15 protein-coding genes and 2 pseudogenes are annotated in these 20,765 nt (G+C 62.5%); 9 read left to right on the forward strand and 8 right to left on the reverse strand.

The genetic code is table 11. From position 1 onward, the window contains the following. Positions 1-92: 92 nt before the first annotated feature. The 3 genes from glgB to AC3WLP_RS02115 all read right to left on the reverse strand — a co-directional run bounded on the left by glgB (position 93) and on the right by AC3WLP_RS02115 (position 7,793). Positions 93-2,303 (reverse strand): 1,4-alpha-glucan branching protein GlgB, encoded by a 2,211-nt coding sequence (glgB, locus tag AC3WLP_RS02105; RefSeq protein WP_003251302.1) that lies wholly within the window; start codon positions 2,301-2,303, stop codon positions 93-95. Next, positions 2,300-5,620, reverse strand: a complete 3,321-nt coding sequence (treS, locus tag AC3WLP_RS02110) for a maltose alpha-D-glucosyltransferase (protein WP_088512499.1) — start codon at positions 5,618-5,620, stop codon at positions 2,300-2,302. The genes glgB and treS overlap by 4 nt, the downstream gene beginning before the upstream one ends. Before the next feature lie 154 nt (positions 5,621-5,774). Next, positions 5,775-7,793, reverse strand: a complete 2,019-nt coding sequence (locus AC3WLP_RS02115; protein ID WP_088512500.1) for an alpha-1,4-glucan--maltose-1-phosphate maltosyltransferase — start codon at positions 7,791-7,793, stop codon at positions 5,775-5,777. A 139-nt stretch (positions 7,794-7,932) separates the two neighbouring features. On the opposite strand from AC3WLP_RS02115, the gene AC3WLP_RS02120 reads away from it, so the two are divergent. The 3 genes from AC3WLP_RS02120 to AC3WLP_RS02130 all read left to right on the forward strand — a co-directional run bounded on the left by AC3WLP_RS02120 (position 7,933) and on the right by AC3WLP_RS02130 (position 9,703). Further along, the gene (locus AC3WLP_RS02120; RefSeq protein WP_003251307.1) at positions 7,933-8,094 is read left to right on the forward strand and encodes a hypothetical protein; all 162 of its coding nucleotides are present in this window, start codon (positions 7,933-7,935) and stop codon (positions 8,092-8,094) included. Between the two features lie 97 nt (positions 8,095-8,191). After that, complete coding sequence (locus AC3WLP_RS02125; protein ID WP_088512501.1) at positions 8,192-8,428, forward strand: hypothetical protein; 237 nt, start codon at positions 8,192-8,194, stop codon at positions 8,426-8,428. 417 nt (positions 8,429-8,845) lie between these two features. Further along, on the forward strand, positions 8,846-9,703 hold the full coding sequence (locus tag AC3WLP_RS02130) for an RHS repeat-associated core domain-containing protein (RefSeq protein ID WP_012051789.1): 858 nt from the start codon (positions 8,846-8,848) through the stop codon (positions 9,701-9,703). 46 nt (positions 9,704-9,749) lie between these two features. On the opposite strand, the pseudogene AC3WLP_RS02135 reads toward AC3WLP_RS02130, so the two are convergent. The 3 genes and pseudogenes from AC3WLP_RS02135 to AC3WLP_RS02145 all read right to left on the reverse strand — a co-directional run. Beyond that, positions 9,750-9,854 (reverse strand): annotated as a pseudogene (locus AC3WLP_RS02135) (IS5/IS1182 family transposase); the annotation flags it as partial. Beyond that, positions 9,854-10,024 (reverse strand): annotated as a pseudogene (locus AC3WLP_RS02140) (IS5/IS1182 family transposase); the annotation flags it as partial. The pseudogenes AC3WLP_RS02135 and AC3WLP_RS02140, both read right to left, overlap by 1 nt. Before the next feature lie 117 nt (positions 10,025-10,141). Further along, complete coding sequence (locus AC3WLP_RS02145; RefSeq protein WP_012051788.1) at positions 10,142-11,824, reverse strand: AMP-binding protein; 1,683 nt, start codon at positions 11,822-11,824, stop codon at positions 10,142-10,144. Positions 11,825-12,148: 324 nt separating this feature from the next. Between AC3WLP_RS02145 and AC3WLP_RS02150 the strand changes: the two genes are divergently transcribed. Genes AC3WLP_RS02150 through AC3WLP_RS02165 form a run of 4 tightly spaced genes read left to right on the forward strand, consistent with a single transcriptional unit; the run spans position 12,149 to position 17,707 of the window. Continuing rightward, on the forward strand, positions 12,149-13,312 hold the full coding sequence (locus AC3WLP_RS02150) for an isovaleryl-CoA dehydrogenase (protein ID WP_003251317.1): 1,164 nt from the start codon (positions 12,149-12,151) through the stop codon (positions 13,310-13,312). A gap of 19 nt (positions 13,313-13,331) precedes the next feature. Beyond that, on the forward strand, positions 13,332-14,939 hold the full coding sequence (locus AC3WLP_RS02155; protein ID WP_088512502.1) for a carboxyl transferase domain-containing protein: 1,608 nt from the start codon (positions 13,332-13,334) through the stop codon (positions 14,937-14,939). 3 nt (positions 14,940-14,942) lie between these two features. After that, positions 14,943-15,758: a gamma-carboxygeranoyl-CoA hydratase gene (locus tag AC3WLP_RS02160; RefSeq protein ID WP_003251320.1), complete on the forward strand. Its 816-nt coding sequence runs from the start codon at positions 14,943-14,945 to the stop codon at positions 15,756-15,758. Beyond that, positions 15,755-17,707: an acetyl/propionyl/methylcrotonyl-CoA carboxylase subunit alpha gene (locus tag AC3WLP_RS02165; protein WP_088512503.1), complete on the forward strand. Its 1,953-nt coding sequence runs from the start codon at positions 15,755-15,757 to the stop codon at positions 17,705-17,707. Before AC3WLP_RS02160 ends, AC3WLP_RS02165 begins: the two co-directional genes overlap by 4 nt. A 419-nt stretch (positions 17,708-18,126) precedes the next feature. On the opposite strand, the gene AC3WLP_RS02170 is transcribed toward AC3WLP_RS02165, so the two are convergent. Further along, a complete protein-coding gene (locus tag AC3WLP_RS02170) occupies positions 18,127-18,831 on the reverse strand; it encodes a LexA family transcriptional regulator (protein WP_088512505.1) in 705 nt (234 codons plus the stop codon). Between the two features lie 87 nt (positions 18,832-18,918). Between AC3WLP_RS02170 and AC3WLP_RS02175 the strand changes: the two genes are divergently transcribed. Further along, positions 18,919-19,218 (forward strand): DUF6124 family protein, encoded by a 300-nt coding sequence (locus AC3WLP_RS02175; protein WP_014590335.1) that lies wholly within the window; start codon positions 18,919-18,921, stop codon positions 19,216-19,218. A 448-nt stretch (positions 19,219-19,666) separates the two neighbouring features. Further along, a complete protein-coding gene (locus AC3WLP_RS02180; protein WP_088512506.1) occupies positions 19,667-20,182 on the forward strand; it encodes a DUF4880 domain-containing protein in 516 nt (171 codons plus the stop codon). Between the two features lie 169 nt (positions 20,183-20,351). On the opposite strand, the gene AC3WLP_RS02185 is transcribed toward AC3WLP_RS02180, so the two are convergent. Next, positions 20,352-20,507 carry a hypothetical protein gene (locus AC3WLP_RS02185; protein ID WP_158249194.1) on the reverse strand — a complete coding sequence of 52 codons (156 nt, stop codon included), beginning with the start codon at positions 20,505-20,507 and terminating at the stop codon, positions 20,352-20,354. Positions 20,508-20,765: the final 258 nt, after the last annotated feature.

The following is a 20,765-nucleotide window of genomic DNA, read 5'->3' on the forward strand; positions in this document are numbered from 1 at the left end:
GCGGGTAAACCCGCTCCTACAACGATCACCGCCGGGTTCGGTACCTGTGTAGGAGCGGGTTTACCCGCGAAGGGGCCCGTACAGCCAACCGATCAGGCGGGCTTCATGATCAACACCCCCAGCGGCGGCAGGTTCAGGGCCAGCGATAATGGCTGCCCGTGGCTGGCCACTGCCTCACTGGCCACCGCCCCCAGATTACCCACGTTCGACCCGGCATACAGCTCGGCATCGCTGTTCAGCAGCTCCTGCCAACGCTCGCCGAACGGCACGCCAATGCGGTAACCCTCACGGGGTACCGGGGTGAAGTTGGCTACCACCAGCACCGGCTCGCCGCTGCTGCTCCAGCGCAGCCAGGCGTACACGCTGTTTTGCGCGTCGTCACCGATCAGCCACTGGAAGCCCTGCGGCTGGCAATCCTGCTCGTGCAGCGCCGGCACTTCGCGGTACAGGCGGTTGAGGTCGCCCACCAGGCGCTGCACGCCCTGGTGCTCGGGATACTGCAGCAGGTACCAGTCCAGTTCGCTGTCGTGGTTCCACTCACGCCACTGGCCGAACTCGCAGCCCATGAACAGCAGCTTCTTGCCCGGATGTGCCCACATGAAGGTGAGGTAGGCGCGCAGGTTGGCGAACTTCTGCCAGCGGTCGCCGGGCATCTTGTCGATCAGCGAGTGCTTGCCGTGCACCACCTCATCATGGGAAATGGGCAGGATGAAGTGCTCGGAATAGGCATAGATCAGCCCGAAACTCATCTCGTTGTGGTGGTAGGTGCGGTGCACCGGGTCGTTCTGGATGTAGTGCAGGGTGTCGTGCATCCAGCCCATGTTCCACTTGTAGGCAAAACCCAGGCCGCCCTGTTGGGTAGGCTGGCTGACCCCAGGCCAGGCGGTGGACTCTTCGGCGATGATCAGCGCACCCGGGGCCTCGTGGGCAGCCACGCCGTTAAGGTGGCGGATGAAGTCGATGGCTTCCAGGTTCTCGCGCCCGCCGTGGCGGTTGGGTACCCATTCGCCAGCCTTGCGCGAGTAGTCGCGGTACAGCATTGAGGCCACCGCATCGACGCGCAGGCCGTCGATGTGGAAATGCTTCAACCAGTGCAGCGCCGAAGCCATCATGAAGCCGCGCACTTCATTGCGCCCGAGGTTGTAGATCAGCGTGTTCCAGTCCTGGTGGTAGCCCTCCAGGGGGTTGTCGTATTCGTACAGCGCAGTGCCATCGAAGCGCGCCAGGCCATGTTCGTCGGTGGGAAAATGCGCCGGCACCCAGTCCAGCAGTACACCGATGCCTCCCTGGTGGCAGGCGTCGATGAACGCGGCGAAATCCTCGGCACTGCCGTAGCGCGAGGTGGGCGCGAACATCGACAATGGTTGATAGCCCCAGGAGCCGCCGAACGGGTGTTCCATGATCGGCAGCAATTCGATATGGGTAAAGCCCAGTTCCTGCACATAGGGCACCAGCCGCTCGGCCAGTTCGCGCCAGTTGTAGAAACGCCCGACTTCGCCCGCTTCGTCCAGCTCGCAGCGCCATGACCCTGGGTGCAGCTCGTAGATCGACAACGGCGCGTTGTAGGCATGGCGCTGGGCGCGTTGCGCCATCCAGTCATGGTCCTGCCAGGCGTGGCTGAGTTCACCGGCTACCTTGGACGCCGTGCTCGGCGGCAGCTCGGTGGCACGGGCCAGCGGATCGGCCTTCAGCGGCAGTATGCCGTCCTTGCCAAGCACTTCGAACTTGTAGGTTTCGCCCACGCCCAGGCGCGGAATGAACAGCTCCCACACTCCCGCGCCATGCCGCAGGCGCATGGGGTGGCGGCGGCCATCCCAGTTGTTGAAATCACCCACCACCGACACCCGCCGGGCATTCGGCGCCCAGACCGAGAAACACACGCCGTCGATGCCATCGACCTGAGTCGGCTGGGCACCGAAGCGCCCGGACAAATCGCGGTGATTGCCTTCCGCGAACAAGTGAAGGTCCATGTCACCCAGTTGCGGGCCGAAACTGTAGGGGTCTTCGGTAACCTGTTCGCCACCGGCCCAGACGATATGAAACTGGTAGGGCTGTGCCTCATCAAGGTGCGCGCTGAACAACCCAGGTAGGCTGCCCTGCTCCATTTCGGCAAGGACCCGCCCGTCATCCCGGGCCTGAACGCGCACTTTCAGGGCATTGGGCAGAAAGGCGCGGACCACCTGCCCGCCTGCGCCGTCGCCGTGGGGGCCGAGTACCGCAAAAGGATCGGCGTGTTCGGCGCGGGCCAGGGCGTCGAGGTCCCGTTGCCGAAGGCCACCGTTTTCACGCGTTGTAACGTTCATTCTGACTCTCCCCAGGTACTGATCAGTCCATGCAGACCATGCAAAGGCACGGCCAGCCAGCTCGGACGGTTTTCGGCTTCGTATGTAATCTCGTAGGCGGCTTTTTCCAGGCAGAACAATTCCAGCGCCGCGCGCTCACCCTCGGCGTGCTGCCAGGCGTGAGGCATGGCGGCGGTGGCCAGCCCATAGGCTTCGACAAAGGCATGCCGGGACTGGTGCAGGTACTGCCGGGCAACCCGCTGCCGGGCTTGCCGCGCCGGCTCGGAAAGGTCCACCGCAGACGCGCTGCGCAAGATCATCGCAGCAGCATAGTCGAAGGAACGCAGCACGCCGCTGACATCCTTGTAGGGGCTGTGTTTTGCCCGGCGCTCTTCAAGGGGCCGGGCGGGTTCACCTTCAAAATCGATGAGGTAGGCATCCCCCTGCACCACGAGCACCTGGCCCAGGTGCAGGTCGCCGTGCACACGCATCAGTAGGCCACCCTGAGCCTGCTTGCTCAGGGTGTCGATGTGCTGGGCCAGACCGTCACGCTGTTGCTGCAGGTCGTCGACCAAGGACTGGCTATCGCTGTCCAGTGCGTCGCGATGCTGCGCCAGCAGGTCGAGGGCGTGGGTCAGTTCAGTGCTGATCTGTGCACACCAGCGCTCGCTGTCCTGCGCATCGCTGGGGCGCGGCTGGAAGGCCGGGTCTTCGGTAGGTGCGGCCAGCAGCAGGTGCATCTCGCCCAGGCGCTGGCCAAGCAAGGCGGCAAAGCCGCTGAGTTCGGCCAATGCGTCAGTGTGCGCTTCGGCGTCGTTGCGGGTGGGCTCCATCTGGTCGCGGATGGCCCGTTCCAGCGTGTTCTGGGTCCAGCCCCAGGCATCGCCCTGGTTGCTCAGGTAACCCTGAGCAATCATCAGCAGGTGCGGCGCGTGTTGCTCGTCCACCCGGCTGACCCAGGCCAGCAGCGGCGAGATGTTGGCAAAGCCGGCGGCGGTCAGGTAGGCACTCATTTCCAGCTCTGGATGGATACCCGGGTTGACCCGGCGGATCAGTTTAAGCACCACGCGATCGCCGATGACCACCGAACTGTTGGACTGCTCGGCGCTGAGGTAGCGCACTTCGCTCTCCTCGTCGAGCGCCAGGCCGGCCAGCTGCTCTGTGCATTCAAAGCGCAATTCACCCTCACCGTCGCCGCACGGCAGACGCAGTCCATCCTGGCAGGCTTGCATCACAGCGTGAATGAACGGCTCAAGGACGAAGGCGTCTGTGATCAAGCCAACCTGGTGGGTACGGCGCACCCGCGACAACGCCAGCTGCTGCGGCAGCGCGGTGTGGATCTGTTCCTCACGCAGCAGGCCGAACGGCAGCTGGTAGCGGGTGGCCGTGCCGTCACTGAGTACCTCGATTTCGCTGAGCAACACCGGCGTGGTGGCGGTGCCGAAACGCACGCCGTAACACAGGCGCACGGCATCGATCGGCCCTTCCTTGCCGGCGAACCAGCGGCGTTTGGGCAGGTACTGCGGCAGGATGGTGCTTTGCAGCGTATCGCTTGCGGGGGCTTGCAGCAGTTCTTCCATGCGCTTGCGCAGTACCAATGTGGTCAATTCGGGTAACCCCTCGGTGGGCTGGATGTGCCAGCTGGGCATGCGATCGCGGCTGGCCAGCAGGAACCAGTAGAACGCATAAGGTGGCAAGGTCAGCAGAAACGGCAGTTGGCCGATTGGCGGGAACGCGCTGCCGCCCAGCATCTCCACCGGTACTTTGTCGGCGTATTGTGACAATTCGAGTTCGGCAGCCTGGGCGGCGCGGGACACGTTGGCCACGCAGAGGATGACCTCGGTATTGCCGTCGACGTCGGTGTACTCGCGGATATAGGCAAGGATGCGCCGGTTGCTGGGCGTGAGGGTGCGCAGGCTGCCGCGGCCAAAGGCCTTCTGCTGCTTGCGCACCGCCAGCATGCGCCGGGTCCAGTTCAGCAGCGAATGCGGATCGTGGCTTTGCGCCTCGACGTTGACGGTCTGGTAACCGTAGAGCGGGTCCATGATCGGCGGCAGCACCAGGCGCTGCGGGTCGGCGCGGGAAAAACCGCCGTTGCGGTCTGGCGACCACTGCATAGGTGTGCGAACGCCATCGCGGTCACCCAGATAGATATTGTCGCCCATACCCAGTTCGTCGCCGTAATACAGGGTTGGCGTGCCGGGCATCGACAACAGCAGGCTGGTCAGCAGCTCTATGCGCCGACGGTCACGCTGCAGCAGGGGCGCCAGGCGCCGGCGAATGCCCAGGTTGATGCGCGCGCGGCGGTCTTCGGCGTAATAGTTCCACAGGTAATCGCGCTCGCGGTCGGTGACCATTTCCAGGGTCAGTTCATCATGGTTGCGCAAAAAGATCGCCCACTGGCAGTTGGCCGGGATTTCCGGGGTCTGGCGCAGAATATCGGTGATCGGGAAGCGGTCTTCCATGGCCAGGGCCATGTACATGCGCGGCATCAACGGAAAGTGGAAGGCCATATGGCATTCGTCGCCGTCGCCTTCACCGAAGTACGGGCGCGTGTCTTCCGGCCACTGGTTGGCTTCGGCCAGCAGCATGCGATCGGGGTAGTTGGCGTCGATCTCGGCGCGGATCGCCTTGAGCACGTCGTGGGTTTCGGCGAGGTTTTCGTTGTTGGTGCCGTCGCGCTCGATCAGGTAAGGGATCGCGTCCAGCCGCAGGCCATCTACACCCAGGTCGAGCCAGAAGCGCATGACGCCGATCACCGCCTTGAGCACCTGCGGGTTGTCGAAGTTGAGGTCCGGCTGGTGCGAGTAGAACCGGTGCCAGAAGTACTGGCCGGCGACCGGGTCCCAGGTCCAGTTGGACTTCTCGGTGTCGAGGAAGATGATGCGCGTGCCGTCGTACTTCTGGTCATCGTCCGACCACACGTAGAACTCGCGCGCCTTGCTGCCACGCTTGGCGTGGCGGGCGCGCTGGAACCACGGGTGCTGGTCGCTGGTGTGGTTGATGACCAGCTCGGTGATCACCCGCAGGCCGCGCTTGTGGGCCTCGGCGATGAAACGGCGGGCGTCGGCCATGCTGCCGTAGTCGGGGTGCACGGCCTTGTATTCGGCGATGTCGTAGCCGTCGTCACGGCGTGGCGAGGGATAGAACGGCAGCAGCCACAGGGTGTTGACGCCCAGCTCGGCGATATAGTCGAGCTTGCTGATCAGCCCGGCGAAGTCGCCGATGCCGTCATTGTTCGAGTCGAAGAACGACTTGATGTGCAGCTGGTAGATGACGGCGTCCTTGTACCACAGCGGGTCGTCGATGAAGGCTGCCGGGCGGGAACGCTTGGCCATGTGCGACTCCTTTCAATTGCATGTTTGCCCCTTCTTGCACCATCGCTGTGGGAGCGGGCGTGCCCGCGAATCAGCCACCGCGGTGCTTGGCACCGGCTCTGCCGGTGTTCGCGGGCGTGCCCGCTCCCACAGGGGAAAAGGCTACAGACCGGTTTTACCCGGCTTTCGCGATGCGCCAGATGCCGAACGGCAGGTGCCAGGGCTCTATGCGCATCCATTGGGTCTTGCCGTACCACGACCAGCGGTGGCCGTTCATCAGGTCTTCACCCTGGGTTTCGGCGTTGTCGTCCAGCCCCAATTCCCACAGGGGCAACTCGAAGTGCGCCTCCTGGGCGTTGTGCGGGTCCAGGCTGACGGCCACCAGGATGTAGTTGTCCCGCTCGGGCGTACGCTTGGCGAAGTACAGGATGTTGTCGTTCCAGCAATTGAAGAAGGCCACGCCCAGGTGGGTTTGCAAGGCGCGGTTCTGCCGGCGGATGCGGTTGAGCTGGGCGATCTCGGCGATGATGTTGCCGGGCTGGGTGAAGTCGCGTGGGCGGATTTCGTACTTCTCCGAATCCAGGTACTCCTCTTTGCCCGGCAACGGCGTGCCCTCACACAGCTCGAAGCCCGAATACATGCCCCACAAGCCTGAGCCCATGGTCGCCAGCGCGGCACGGATAAGGAAACCTGCGCGGCCGGAGGTGTGCAGGAAGAACGGGTTGATGTCCGGCGTGTTGACGAAGAAGTTGGGCCGGTAGCACTGGCTCCACGGCGGCTGGTTGAGCTGCTCGAAATATTCGCGCAGCTCCTGCTTGTGGTTGCGCCAGGTGAAATAGGTATAGCTTTGTGCGTAGCCGACCTTGCCCAAGCGCGCCATCATCGCCGGTTTGGTAAAGGCTTCGGCAAGGAAGATGACGTCGGGGTGCTGGCTGCGCACATTGGCGATCAGCCATTGCCAGAACGGCAGCGGCTTGGTGTGCGGGTTGTCGACGCGGAAAGTCTTTACGCCCTCCTCGACCCAGCCGACCACCACATCGCGCAGGGCCAGCCAAAGCGAGGGCACGGCCTCCGGCGCATAGAAATCGACGTTGACGATGTCCTGGTACTTTTTCGGCGGGTTTTCAGCGTAGCGGATGGTGCCGTCCGGGCGCCAGCTGAACCAGCCCGGGTGCTCCTTGAGCCAGGGGTGGTCCTGGGAGCACTGGATGGCGAAATCGAGGGCAATTTCCAGGCCGTGTTCCGCCGCTGCGGCCACCAGACGGCGGAAGTCATCGCGGCTGCCCAGTTGCGGGTGAATGGCCTCGTGCCCGCCTTCCGGGCTGCCGATGGCATAAGGGCTGCCCGGGTCGCCCGGCTCGGCCTTGAGGGCGTTGTTGCGGCCCTTGCGATGCTGCATGCCGATGGGGTGGATGGGCGGGAAGTACAGTACGTCGAAGCCCATGTCGCGGATCATCGGCAGCCGTTCGTGCACGTCGTTGAAGGTGCCGTGGCGCTGCGGGTCGTCGGTCATCGAGCGCGGGAACAGCTCGTACCAGCTGGCGAACAGGGCGGCCGGGCGGTCGACATCAAGGGGAAACTCAGGGCTGCGAGTCAGGTAGCTGCGGTGTTCGGCTTCGCCCATCAGGCGGGCGGTGGTCGGGTCGAGAAAGACGGCTACCTGGTCATCGGTACTGAGGGTGGCCAGGCGGTGTTGCACGGCCTCGAGCTCTTCGCGCAGGGCGCCGCTGCACAGCTCGATGCCTTTGCCCAGCATCAAACGGCCTTCTTCCAGCTCCAGTTTCACCTCGACGCCGGCGTGGTACTTCTTCTCCAGGTCGTGGCAATAGGTGGCAAACGGGTCGATCCAGGCCTCGATACTGAACCGGTGCGGGCCCAGCTCGGTGGGGGTGAATTCGGCCTGCCACAGGTCGTTGCCCGCCGCCTGCATCGACACGCAATGCCAGCGCCTGCTGTGCGCCTGGCGCCAGTTGAGCATCACCGCCAGGCGGTCGTGGCCGTCGCTGTAGGCCTTGGTGCTGACTGCCACAGGCTGGCCGCTGACGGCCTTGGCGGCGAAGCTGCCAGCGTCGAGCACGGGTTGGGTGTCTTCGATCACGATGCGTGGCGCCAACAGCGCCTGGGCCAGGCTAATGGCCTGGTCGGGGTGATCGTTCGCCATGGGCACGCTTTCAAAGGGCTCGTTTCGTGACATCGACCTTGCTCCCTCAGGCTGGTGGCGGTAAGGGTTCAGAGCCGGGCACAGGCGGGGGGTTCAAAATAATTGAGCGAACGGCAGCTGCCAGCGGTCAGAGCCTACAGCACCTCTTCACCCACCCACGCGAGGTCAGGCCATGAACATTCCCATTCCACCGGAGACACCCGATCCCAACATCGACGACCCGAGCTTGCCGCCACCCGTACCGGAAGAAGACCCGGACGAGCTGCCGATCAAGCCGACCGTGCCGCCGACGGTTGGTGACCCGCCGAGTCAGGAGCCACCGGTGAAGGCTTAAGGGTAGACCACGCTACCTGATATTTTTGCCAGTAGCGGTGCCGATGGGTTGTGCTGAAGATTGAGGCTCCAGATATCAAGCCAGGAGCCTCTTAATCGTGGATACCGCAACCCGCCGGCAGCGTGAGGAATATGAGCGACAAGTGGTCGATATGCTTCAGGATGCAGGTGTGGTCGACTCGGGGCCAGGTACCGTGCTGGCACATCTGGACAGGGACAAATGCGAATTTGCGTTGATGCGCCTGGAGGCGCGTTACAGTGTTCGTTTGCGGCGTGATTACCTGAGCGTTGCCGAGGTTGCCGGCGAACTCTACAAGGCGTTGGATGAGCGCTGACCATTTCGGCCCTTTCGCGGGCTTGCCCGCGCCCACAGGTACTGCGCCGTATCATAGGTCGGCGCGGGCCCTGTAGGAGCAACTGTCTTCTCGTGGAAGCTGGCCTTGCCTGCGCGAAATAGGGGCCGGACAGCCCAGCACATCATTCATGTTGACGCGGTTTAACTGTGCTCGCCGCTACGAATGACCGTTACTGGATCACTGAGTCGCGACAGCTATTAAATCCATTAGCCTAGGATTTACACAGAGTTCAATACAACTGACATTTCTGCCAGCAGCACAGGTGCTCTACTTTAGAGCATGCTTCCCGTGATTACCCTACTAAAAGCGGCTTGGCTTGGCCGTACATAGACCGAGGCGAAATCACAGCACTTTCAAGAAGCAAGCCGACAACTGCGCGAAGCAAAGGAGTCATGAATGCCCCCATCAACGCCACACACTCAAAGCCCTCTGCCGATATGCTTTACCCCCTATGGCCACAGTGGGGGGATCGGCGACGCGGCCATCGCCACTGGTTTCAATGGTGTTCCGTTTGATATTCACGCCAATTGCTACCACTTAGGCCAGGGCTATCGGGCATTCTTTCCCGGGTTAATGCGATTCTCCAGCCCCGATAGCCTGAGCCCGTTTGGGCTCGGTGGACTGAACGCGTATGCCTATTGTAATGGCGACCCTGTTAACTACGGCGACCCCCAGGGCACAGCCGGAGTGCCGATTGGGCGGACTGGGAACACCCCTCGTCCTGGGAGGGTCACCGCGAAAGGCCAATTTGGTATTGGCAACACATCGCATCAAGTAAAATCCTATAGGAACGCAATGCGGGAGAATGAGAAGGTGCAGGGAGTCGATATCGCTCTGGGCCTCTTAAATCATGAAGTTGATCTATTCAATGCCGTGACAAAGGATCTGAAAAAATTGGATAATACCGCCGTTCGTAGAAACCCCTTCGTCCGGGAAAAGCTCATCAAGGCTAGTACTGAGGCGTTTACAGACCATATGAAGAATGTATTAGTCGGCGAGAAGCGACGGTATGCTGATGATGTTATTTTAACCGATGCGCATAGAAAATACCTGAGCACCCTCGATTCAGCATTGATACGTGCCTACGCTCCGTACCGGGAACATCAGAGCCACTGGTACCACCCTGGGTACCATATTGAGGGGATAAGGGATACACCCCTGTTGCTGGCACAATGGGCAATAAGGGACGCTAAATTATTGCTCGATGTCGGTGATTCACCACTTTACCGCGGAGTCAAGGATAGTCTGAAGTAGTCATACATTTCTGGCTGACTGCAGTATCTGCCGATTTCAAAAGCGCCAGGCACACCTCTGCTGCGTTGGCCAGCAAATGTCGGCGGGCCATCCACAGATTCGACAGGGCAAACAGCGTCACCATCTGCGCCGCATTCTCTGACAATCCTCGCCGCGATCCCCCAGGTGGCCGTTGATCACGGCCAGAATTACGTACGCCAACTTATGGTTCTCCAGCAGACGACGGAAGTTGAGGATGGGGGTTTCGTACGGCGCTTCCTCCATCGCAGGATCGCTGTAACCGAACCAGTTCTACATCAGGTGCACGCGCAACATCGCCATTTTCCTGGCATGCAGTGACCTCAATATCGAGCCAATGTAATAGATCCGGAATCTGATGCTGGCATGGCTTGGCCTCATCGTGGGTTCACCCGCGAAGAGGCCGGATAACCCAGTGCATCAACCTGCAGAAACAGCCGAAATTTCTGCGACACTGATCTCACGCATCCTGAATTTTTGCACCTTGCCTGTCACCGTCATCGGGTATTCGTCAACGAAACGGATATACCGCGGCACCTTGAAGTGGGCAATGCGCGCCTTGCACCAGCCCTGCAGCTCCTCGGCCGTGGCGCTGTGCCCAGGGTGCAGCTTGATCCAGGCGACGATCTCTTCGCCATAGCGGCTGCACGGAATGCCGATCACCTGCGCATCGGCCACCGCCGGGTGGGTGTAGAAAAACTCTTCCAGCTCACGCGGGTAAATGTTCTCGCCGCCGCGAATGATCATGTCCTTGTTGCGCCCGACGATTCGCACATAGCCCTGCTCATCCATCACCGCCAGGTCGCCCGAATGCATCCAGCCGGCCGGGTCGATGGCATCCGCCGTGGCCTGGGGGTTGTCCCAGTAGCCCAGCATCACGCTGTAGCCGCGGGTGCACAGTTCGCCAATCTCGCCGCGGGCGATGATGCAGCCGTCGGCGTCCACCAGTTTGTTTTCCAGCTGCGGCTGGGTGCGCCCGACGGTGGTCACGCGCAGCTCCAGGTCGTCGTCCGGGCCGGTCTGCAGTGACACCGGGCTGGTTTCGGTCATGCCGTAGGCGATCTGCACTTCAGCCATGTGCATCTGGTCGATGACCCGGCGCATCACCTCGATCGGGCAGGTGGCGCCGGCCATGATGCCGCTGCGCAGGGTCGACAGGTCCATCTGCGCGCGCGACGGGTGGTCGAGCATGGCGATGAACATGGTCGGCACGCCGTACAGGATGCTGGCACGCTCCTCGGCCACGGCGCGCAGGGTGAGCTCGGCGTCGAAGGCGTCGTTGGGGTAGATCATGGTGCTGCCGTGGGTGATGCAGCCGAGGTTGGCCATGACCATGCCGAAGCAATGGTACAGCGGCACCGGGATCACCATACGGTCGCGGGCCGTCAGGCCTAGGCTTTCACCCACCATGAAACCGTTGTTGAGGATGTTGTAGTGACTGAGCGTGGCACCTTTGGGCGCACCGGTGGTGCCGGAGGTGTACTGGATGTTCACCGGCTGATCGAATTGCAGGCTTTGCTGACGGGCTGTGCAGGCTTCGGCAGACGTCTGCCCTGCTCGCTCGGCCAGTGCGTGCCAGGGCAGGAAACCGGCAGGCGGGTTGGTGGCCAGGCTGATGACGCCACGCAACTGGGGCAGGCATTCACTGGCCAGCTCACCAGGCCGGGCGCTGGCCAGCTCAGGCACCAGCGCCTGCACCATGGCGTGGTAATCAGACGTCTTGAAGGCTTCAGCGCAGACCAGCCAGCGGCAGCCGGACTGACGCAACACGTACTCCAGTTCGCCCACACGGTAGGCCGGGTTGATGTTGACCAGGATGGCGCCGACCTTGGCACTGGCCAACTGCAAGATGCACCACTGGGCGCAGTTGGGCGACCAGATGCCAACACGGTCGCCGGTGTTCACGCCCAGTGCGATCAGCGCGCGGGCGTGTATTTCGACCTGTTCGGCCAACTGCCGCCAGCTGTAACGCAAGCCCTGGTGGCGGGACACCAGGGCCTCGCTGTCGCAACAGCGGGCCACGGTGGCATCAAAGGCCTGGCCGATGGTCTGGGTCAGCAAGGGTCGGTCCTGGCGACCGCGGGTATAGCTCGGTTGACTCATGGGTGTCCCTTCTTGTGGTTGTTTTGGGCACGGCTGAAGCAAGCGGGAATACTCTGGCGCAGATTTACGTTTACGTAAAGGTGACGAGTGGATTGACAGTGCCTTCCCGCAGGTTTACGTTAACGTAAAGGTGATGAACGATACCGGAACCTCCGGCATGACGCCGACCCTTGCAGGAGCGGGCTTGCCCGCGAATGCGATCACCCAGGCAATGACGGTGGTCCTGCTGACGCATTCGCGGGCAAGCCCGCTCCTACAGGGGTCGGCGGTTAGGCTTTGAGCTACGGTGTTACCCAATTTCCAAGAACAAGAAGGTGCCCCAGCATGCATTACCCCTCCCTGAACTTCGCCCTGGGCGAGACCATCGACATGCTCCGCGACCAGGTGCGCACCTTCGTCGCCGCTGAACTGGCCCCAAGGGCCGCGCAGATCGACCACGACAACCTGTTCCCCGCCGACATGTGGCGCAAGTTCGGTGACATGGGCCTGCTGGGCATCACCGTACCGGAAGAGTATGGCGGCGCTGGCCTGGGCTACCTGGCCCATGTGGTGTCGATGGAAGAAATCAGCCGTGGCTCCGCCTCGGTGGCGCTGTCCTACGGCGCCCATTCCAACCTGTGCGTCAACCAGATCAACCGCAACGGCACCCACGAGCAGAAGCTCAAGTACCTGCCCAAGCTGATCAGCGGCGAGCACATCGGCGCCTTGGCCATGAGCGAGCCCAATGCCGGCTCCGACGTGGTGTCGATGAAACTGCGCGCAGAAAAACGCGGCGATCACTACGTGCTCAACGGCAGCAAGACCTGGATCACCAACGGTCCCGACGCCAACACCTACGTGATTTACGCCAAGACCGACCTGGACAAGGGTGCGCACGGCATCACCGCGTTCATCGTCGAGCGTGACTGGAAAGGCTTCAGCCGCAGCAACAAGTTCGACAAGCTGGGCATGCGCGGGTCCAACACCTGCGAGTTGTTCTTCGACGGCGTGGAAGTGCCGGCAGAGAACATTCTGGGCCAACTCAACGGCGGCGTGCGCGTCCTGATGAGCGGCCTGGACTACGAACGTGTGGTGCTGTCCGGCGGCCCGACCGGCATCATGCAAAGCTGCATGGACCTGGTGGTGCCGTATATCCACGACCGCAAGCAATTCGGCCAGAGCATCGGCGAGTTCCAGCTGATCCAGGGCAAGATTGCCGACATGTACACCCAGCTCAATGCCAGCCGCGCCTACCTGTATGCCGTGGCCCAGGCGTGCGACCGTGGCGAGACCACCCGCAAGGATGCTGCCGGGGTGATCCTGTACACCGCCGAGCGCGCCACGCAAATGGCCCTGGAGGCGATCCAGATTCTTGGCGGCAACGGCTATATCAACGAATTCCCGGCTGGCCGCCTGTTGCGCGACGCCAAGCTGTACGAAATCGGTGCCGGCACCAGCGAAATCCGCCGGATGCTGATCGGCCGCGAACTGTTCAACGAAACCCGCTGAACATAAGGGACGGGCGCACATGGCTACCTTGCACACCCAGATCAACCCGCGTTCGGCAGAATTTGCCGTCAACAGCGCGGCCATGCTCGAACAGGTCCAGGCCCTGCGCGGCTTGCTCGCCCAGGTTGCCCAGGGCGGCGGGCCCAAGGCCCAGGAACGGCATACCTCGCGTGGCAAACTGCTGCCGCGCGAGCGTATCGACCGCCTGCTGGACCCGGGCTCGCCGTTCCTCGAAATCGGCCAGTTGGCCGCCCATGAGGTGTACGGCGAAGACGTGCCAGCGGCGGGCGTGATTGCCGGCATCGGCCGCGTGGAAGGCGTGGAATGCATGATCGTGGCCAACGACGCCACGGTAAAAGGCGGTTCGTACTACCCGCTGACGGTGAAGAAGCACCTGCGTGCACAAACCATCGCCCTGCAGAACCGCCTGCCGTGCATCTATCTGGTGGACTCCGGCGGCGCCAACTTGCCACGCCAGGACGAAGTGTTCCCCGACCGCGAGCATTTCGGGCGCATCTTCTTCAACCAGGCCAACATGAGCGCGCAAGGCATCCCGCAGATCGCCGTGGTGATGGGCTCGTGCACCGCTGGCGGCGCCTACGTGCCGGCTATGGCCGACGAAGCGATCATGGTGCGCCAGCAGGCGACCATCTTCCTCGCCGGCCCGCCGCTGGTAAAAGCCGCTACCGGCGAAGTGGTGAGCGCCGAAGACCTGGGGGGCGCCGATGTGCATTGCCGCACCAGCGGCGTCGCCGACCATTATGCCGACAACGACGAACACGCCCTGGCCATCGCGCGACGCAGTGTAGCCAACCTCAACTGGCACAAGCTCGGCAAGCTGCAGCGATTGGCCCCAGTGGCGCCGCTGTATGCAGCCGACGAGCTGTACGGCGTGGTACCGGCGGATGCCAAGCAACCGTTCGACGTGCGCGAAGTGATCGCCCGCTTGGTCGATGGCTCGGTGTTCGATGAATTCAAGGCGCTGTTCGGCACCACCCTGGTGTGCGGCTTCGCCCACCTGCACGGCTACCCGGTGGCCATCCTGGCCAACAACGGCATCCTGTTCGCCGAAGCCGCGCAAAAAGGCGCGCACTTCATCGAACTGGCCTGCCAGCGCGGCATCCCTTTGCTGTTCCTGCAGAACATCACCGGTTTCATGGTCGGCAAGAAATACGAAGAAGGCGGCATCGCCAAGCACGGCGCCAAACTGGTCACCGCCGTGGCCTGCGCCCAGGTGCCGAAGTTCACGGTGATCATCGGCGGCAGCTTTGGCGCCGGCAACTACGGCATGTGCGGCCGCGCCTACGACCCGCGCTTCCTGTGGATGTGGCCCAACGCACGGATTGGCGTGATGGGCGCCGAACAGGCCGCCGGGGTGCTGGCACAGGTCAAGCGCGAGCAGAGCGAACGCACCGGCCAGCCATTCAGTGCCGAAGACGAAGCCAGGCTCAAGCAGCCGATCCTCGACCAGTACGAGCGTCAGGGCCACCCCTATTATTCCAGCGCCCGCCTGTGGGACGACGGCGTCATCGACCCGGCACAGACCCGCGACGTCCTCGGCCTGGCGTTGTCTGCCGCGCTGAACGCGCCGATCGAACAGAGCCGCTTCGGCATTTTCCGGATGTGACCCATGAGCGATTTCAGCACCCTTGAAGTGATCCGCGACCCGCGCGGCTTTGCCACCCTGTGGTTAAGCCGCGAGGACAAGAACAACGCCTTCAACGCGCAGATGATCCGCGAGCTGATCGTGGCCATCGACCAGTTGGCCGAAGACGCCAGCCTGCGCTTTGTGCTGCTGCGTGGCCGTGGCCGGCATTTCAGCGCCGGTGCCGACCTGGCCTGGATGCAGCAGTCGGCGCAACTGGACTTCAACACCAACCTGGATGATGCCCACGAACTGGGCGAGCTGATGTACGCCCTGCATCGCCTCAAGGCCCCGACCCTGGCCGTGGTGCAAGGCGCAGCCTTTGGCGGCGCGCTGGGCCTGATCAGCTGCTGCGACATGGCCATCGGCGCCGAAGACGCCCAGCTGTGCCTGTCGGAAGTGCGCATCGGCTTGGCACCGGCGGTCATCAGCCCGTTCGTGGTCAAGGCCATTGGCGAACGCGCCGCGCGCCGCTACGCCCTCACCGCCGAGCGTTTCACTGGCGTGCGCGCCCGCGAGCTGGGCCTGCTGGCCGAGGTGTACCCGGCCAGCGAACTGGACGACCACGTCGAAGCCTGGGTAAGCAACCTGCTGCAGAACAGCCCACAAGCATTGCGCGCCACCAAGGACTTGCTGCGCGAAGTGGACGACGGCGAACTCAGCCCGGCCCTGCGCCGTTACTGCGAAAACACCATCGCCCGTATCCGCGTCAGCGCCGAAGGCCAGGAGGGCCTGCGCGCTTTCCTGGAAAAACGCCGCCCTGCCTGGCAAACCGTTGACAAGAAGGAGCCGCGCCCATGAGCCGCCCCGCTTTGACCACCCTGCTGGTCGCCAACCGCGGCGAAATCGCTTGCCGGGTGATGCGCACCGCCAAGGCCATGGGCCTGACCACTGTCGCCGTGCACAGCGCCACCGACCGTGACGCCCGTCACAGCCGCGAAGCCGACATCCGCGTCGACCTGGGCGGCAGCAAGGCTGCCGAAAGCTACCTGCTGGTCGACAAGCTGCTGGCCGCCGCCAAGGCCAGCGGCGCCCAGGCCATCCACCCAGGTTATGGCTTTCTGTCCGAGAACGCAGGTTTCGCCCGCGCCATCGAGCAGGCCGGGCTGATCTTCCTCGGCCCACCGGCCAGCGCCATCGACGCCATGGGCAGCAAATCGGCAGCCAAGGCGCTGATGGAGGCCGCCGGCGTGCCGTTGGTACCGGGCTACCATGGCGAGGCCCAAGACCTGGACACCTTCCGCGCCGCGGCCGAACGCATCGGCTACCCGGTGCTGCTCAAGGCCAGCGCTGGCGGCGGTGGCAAGGGCATGAAAGTGGTCGAGGAAGAAAGCCAGTTGGCCGACGCCCTGGCGTCGGCCCAGCGTGAGGCACAGTCATCGTTCGGCGATGCGCGCATGCTGGTGGAAAAGTACGTGCTCAAGCCGCGCCATGTCGAAATCCAGGTGTTTGCCGACCAGCACGGCAACTGCCTGTACCTTAACGAACGCGACTGTTCCATTCAGCGTCGCCATCAGAAGGTGGTGGAAGAGGCCCCTGCCCCCGGCCTGTCGCCCGAACTGCGCCGGGCCATGGGCGAAGCGGCGGTGCGTGCCGCCCAGGCTATCGGTTACGTGGGTGCTGGCACCGTGGAGTTTCTGCTTGATGCACGTGGCGAATTCTTCTTCATGGAGATGAACACCCGCCTGCAGGTGGAACACCCGGTCACCGAGGCCATCACCGGCCTGGACCTTGTTGCCTGGCAAATTCGCGTGGCCTGCGGCGAAGCCCTGCCGATTACACAGGAACAGGTGCCGCTGATCGGCCATGCCATCGAAGTGCGCCTGTATGCCGAAGACCCGGCCAACGATTTTTTACCCGCGACCGGCAAATTGGCGCTGTACCGTGAATCGGCGCCTGGCGAAGGCCGGCGGGTGGACAGCGGGGTCAGCGAAGGCGATGTGGTGTCGCCGTTCTACGACCCGATGCTGGGTAAGCTGATTGCTTGGGGTGAAAACCGCGAACAGGCACGCCTGCGCTTGCTGGCCATGCTCGACGAGTTTGCCATTGGCGGATTGAAGACCAACATCGCCTTCCTGCGCCGCATTCTCGCGCACCCTGCGTTCGCGGCGGCAGAGCTGGACACCGGCTTCATTCCCCGCCACCAGGATGTGCTGCTGCCGGCGCCACGTGCGCTGCCGGCTGGCTTTTGGGAGGCGGCAGCCGAAGCCTGGCTGCAGGGCCAGGCGGGGCATCAGCGCGAAGACGATCGCCATTCGCCGTGGAGCGGGCGTAATGGACTGCGCTTGGGCCTGCCAGCACGCAGCAGCTTGCATCTGGTGAGTGCTGGGCACGATCAGGCAGTGGCCCTGGAGCGAAGCGCTGCTTCTACCTGGCAGCTGCAAGGTGAGCAGTTGGTGCATGACCAGAACGGCGTGCGTCGCCAGCATCTGGCAATCCGTCGGGGTGGCACGCTGTACCTGCACTGGGATGGCGAAATGCATGCCATCGAAGCCTTCGACCCGATTGCCGAGGCCGAAGCCAGCCACAGCCATCAGGGTGGGCTGGGTGCGCCCATGAACGGCAGTATCGTGCGGGTGCTGGTCGAACCTGGGCAGGTGGTGGAAGCCGGTACTGCGCTGGTGGTACTGGAGGCCATGAAGATGGAGCACAGCATTCGTGCGCCGCATGCCGGCACAGTGAAGGCGCTGTTCTGCCTGGAGGGGGACATGGTCAGCGAAGGGACTGTGCTGGTCGAACTGGTGGAATAACGGTGCCGGAGGGCCGCTTTGCGGCCCTAACGCAACACAAGGCTGCCACTGCAACAGCCCGTAGGAGCGGGTTTACCCGCGAAAGGGCCGGGCCTGCTGGCCAATCTCCACCCGCTGTTCACCGTTGCCACCGCTACCGTATTCGCGGGTAAACCCGCTCCTACACAGATTGGTGGCGGACACACACCGGAGGTTGTACGCAGGCCGTCGTGTAGGAGCGGGTTCACCCGCGAAGAGGCCGGCCCTGCTGGCCAATCTCCACCCGCTGTTCACCGTTGCCGCCGCTACCATATTCGTGGACACACATCGGTGATTTGGGCGCAGGCCGTCGTGTAGGAGCGGGTTTACCCGCGAAAGGGCCGTGCCTGCTGGCCAATTTCCACCCGCCGTTCACCGTTGCCGCCGCTACTCAAACCCTTTCAAAAGGCCCCATGCACCCGCACGACCACCCCAAGAAATTCGCAACCCTCTTCGCACAACAGCGCCGGGTAATTACTGTTCAATGCCTTCAGATAACGCTGCCCACCTTCCTCGGCCAGCTCGCGGAAAATCGCCGGCTTGCCGGGCTGACGAGCGATAACCAAACGCCCCGCCTCAGCCTCTACACCTGGGTCCACCAGCATCCGCATGCCCTGCGGCACACTGCGGCCACTGACAGCGCTCATGGCATCGTTTTCCACGGTTAGCCAGAACGCCTTGCCCTGTGCCAGGTAGTCAGTCTGCTCGAAAACAGCAGGCTCTACAGCCGTTGCAGCCTCTAACTCACTCCAACCCAGCACCGGGTAACGGAAGCAAACGATGTATCGCATGAGGTCGAGTTCATCATCGTCTGCTATCTCGTAAACACTACGCTCCTCGCCAACCTGCCCCTGGATACGCAGCTGCAGGCTGACGCTGTAATGAGGCATGCCAAGCTCGACGAACGTGCGGTTCATCGATTCGATTTTCGGCTGACGCCGCTTGTTCACCCAATGACCGACACTGCCTTGAGACACACCAACGCGCTCGGCAAGCTGCTCTTGAGTGAGCCCTAGCTCCTCCATCCGGTCACGGACGAGGGCAATCCATTTATCCATATTCATCGCTGGCACGATACGGACTGCCTTCAAGCGCTCAATAAACATTCAGTATTATTTATCGGGAAGAATAAAAATACTGTAGGTATTACCATCAACCTGACCCCTTCCCTACTGGCTCCGGCAGGTATCAGGATGAAACTACCGAAAAACGACGAAACAGATCTCGACAGCGAAGCCGCACGCCGCGCGCTCGACTATTACCTCAACCCCAACCCACCGCGGCCCACCCTGGACAACAGAATCTGGACCCTGCACGAAGGCGTAACCGGCGACCAGGCCCAGGAACACGCCATCGCCCTGCTGCGCTGCGCTGCGGCCACCGCCCAGGAAACCGCCACTCACCAGCACGGCAGCCAGCGAGAACTGACGTTCGCGTTGATGCACATGATGGACATGGCTCGCGCACTGCTGGAGCACAAACGCACCGAGTGAGCGGGTTTATAGATAAAAAAGAAGGGAGAGAACGTGATGGCCAGGTAACGGCAAAGGCCCCGATTGCCGGGACAAGGAAGCGCGCCGGTAAAACTTTTTTACCGGATTAGCGAAAATTCATTTGACTGGCAAATGATAACGATTATTATTGCACTCAGCTGATCGCGAGATCCGCTGGATAACCTGAAAGCTTAGGTCGCTCTCAGATTATCTCCTCATCAGGCTAATCACGGTTTTTGACCCGGCTTTTTTGCCGGGTCTTTTTTTTGGCTCTTCAGGCTAATGAAGATCGTGATGGCGCGCATGATAGCAAAGGTGTTTCAGGGCGTGAACGCTCGTTACAAAACTTTGCGGAATCAGCACTTGAGAATCAATCTCGTTTCACCTACGCTGTTTCCGCATCAAGGAAGATGCCCCCTCCTCCCCTTTACAGAGCAAGGAGCTGTCCATGACCCGTCTGCTGCTGCCCCTTGAGCACCCCACTCCTGCTGCCGAGCACGATGCCGACGATGCCCTGCTGCATGCACTGAAGCGGCTACCACGGCGCGTACAGCAAGTATTTCTGCTCAACCGCCTCGATCAGCTGGACTTCGCCAGCATCGCTGCGCGCCTTGACCTGCCACTGGCGACTATCGAGCGCAACATGGGCCAGGCGCTGCAGGCTGGCCGCTCGCGCCGGGATGTGCTGGCGAGCGTGGCCGGGCAATGGTATGTGCGCTTGCAGAGCCCGCAGGTGACGGCGTGCGAGCGTATCGACTTCCGCCGCTGGCTGGATGCGGATCCGGCGAACTTGCAGGCGTTTCACGATACGGAACTGCGGTGGCGCAGCCTGCTGGCGCCGGCACGCCAATTGGGCCATGACGGCTGGTATCGGCAAGGCCGGGCGGCGCTGTCGCTGGGCGGCTGCTCGGTTGCGGTCGGGCTGGGCGTGGCGGCGTTGGTGCTGGTTGGGTTCTGGGCTTGATCAGCGCTTAGGCAAGTCGGACTGTCCGTACTGCACCCAGTAAACTCGCTCAGGATAGGGGGCGGTCCAAAGTGGAAATGGCAAACATCAGCGAGAATGCCATGCTCCTTAAGAACCTGCACAATCATCTGCTCGCCGTCATCGCCTGGAAAATCCGTTGATTCGTGCGTCAATCCAGATACGCAAGACAAGGCAACAGGACCAGAGAGTAACGCTTCAGCCGCTTGCCCGTTTCGCCTTGGCCTACCTGAGGAATCAAACCGTGAATCCCCTCGCCAGCAAAAACGAAGCTCAGAAAAGCTGGCTGATTGAGCAGGGCTTCCATGTTCAGCCTTGCACCTGCGCTGACGCATGCTGCCTACAGGCCATGCGTTTCAAGGGGTAGAGGGAGATTGTGTGAATTTACTTCCAAACCGCCGCGGCGCCACTTCGATCGAAAGCGTTTAACCCCGCGGCGTCCATCGTTGAAACAAAGGTGGAGCCGTTGTTCCGCACCGTGCCACCCGTTCATATCTGGCACTGGCGATGACGGAACCTGAAGAGCAAGCCAGCGTCATAGCCTCATGCAGCAACTCGGCATCAG

Source organism: Pseudomonas sp. FW305-E2 (assembly GCF_058782925.1).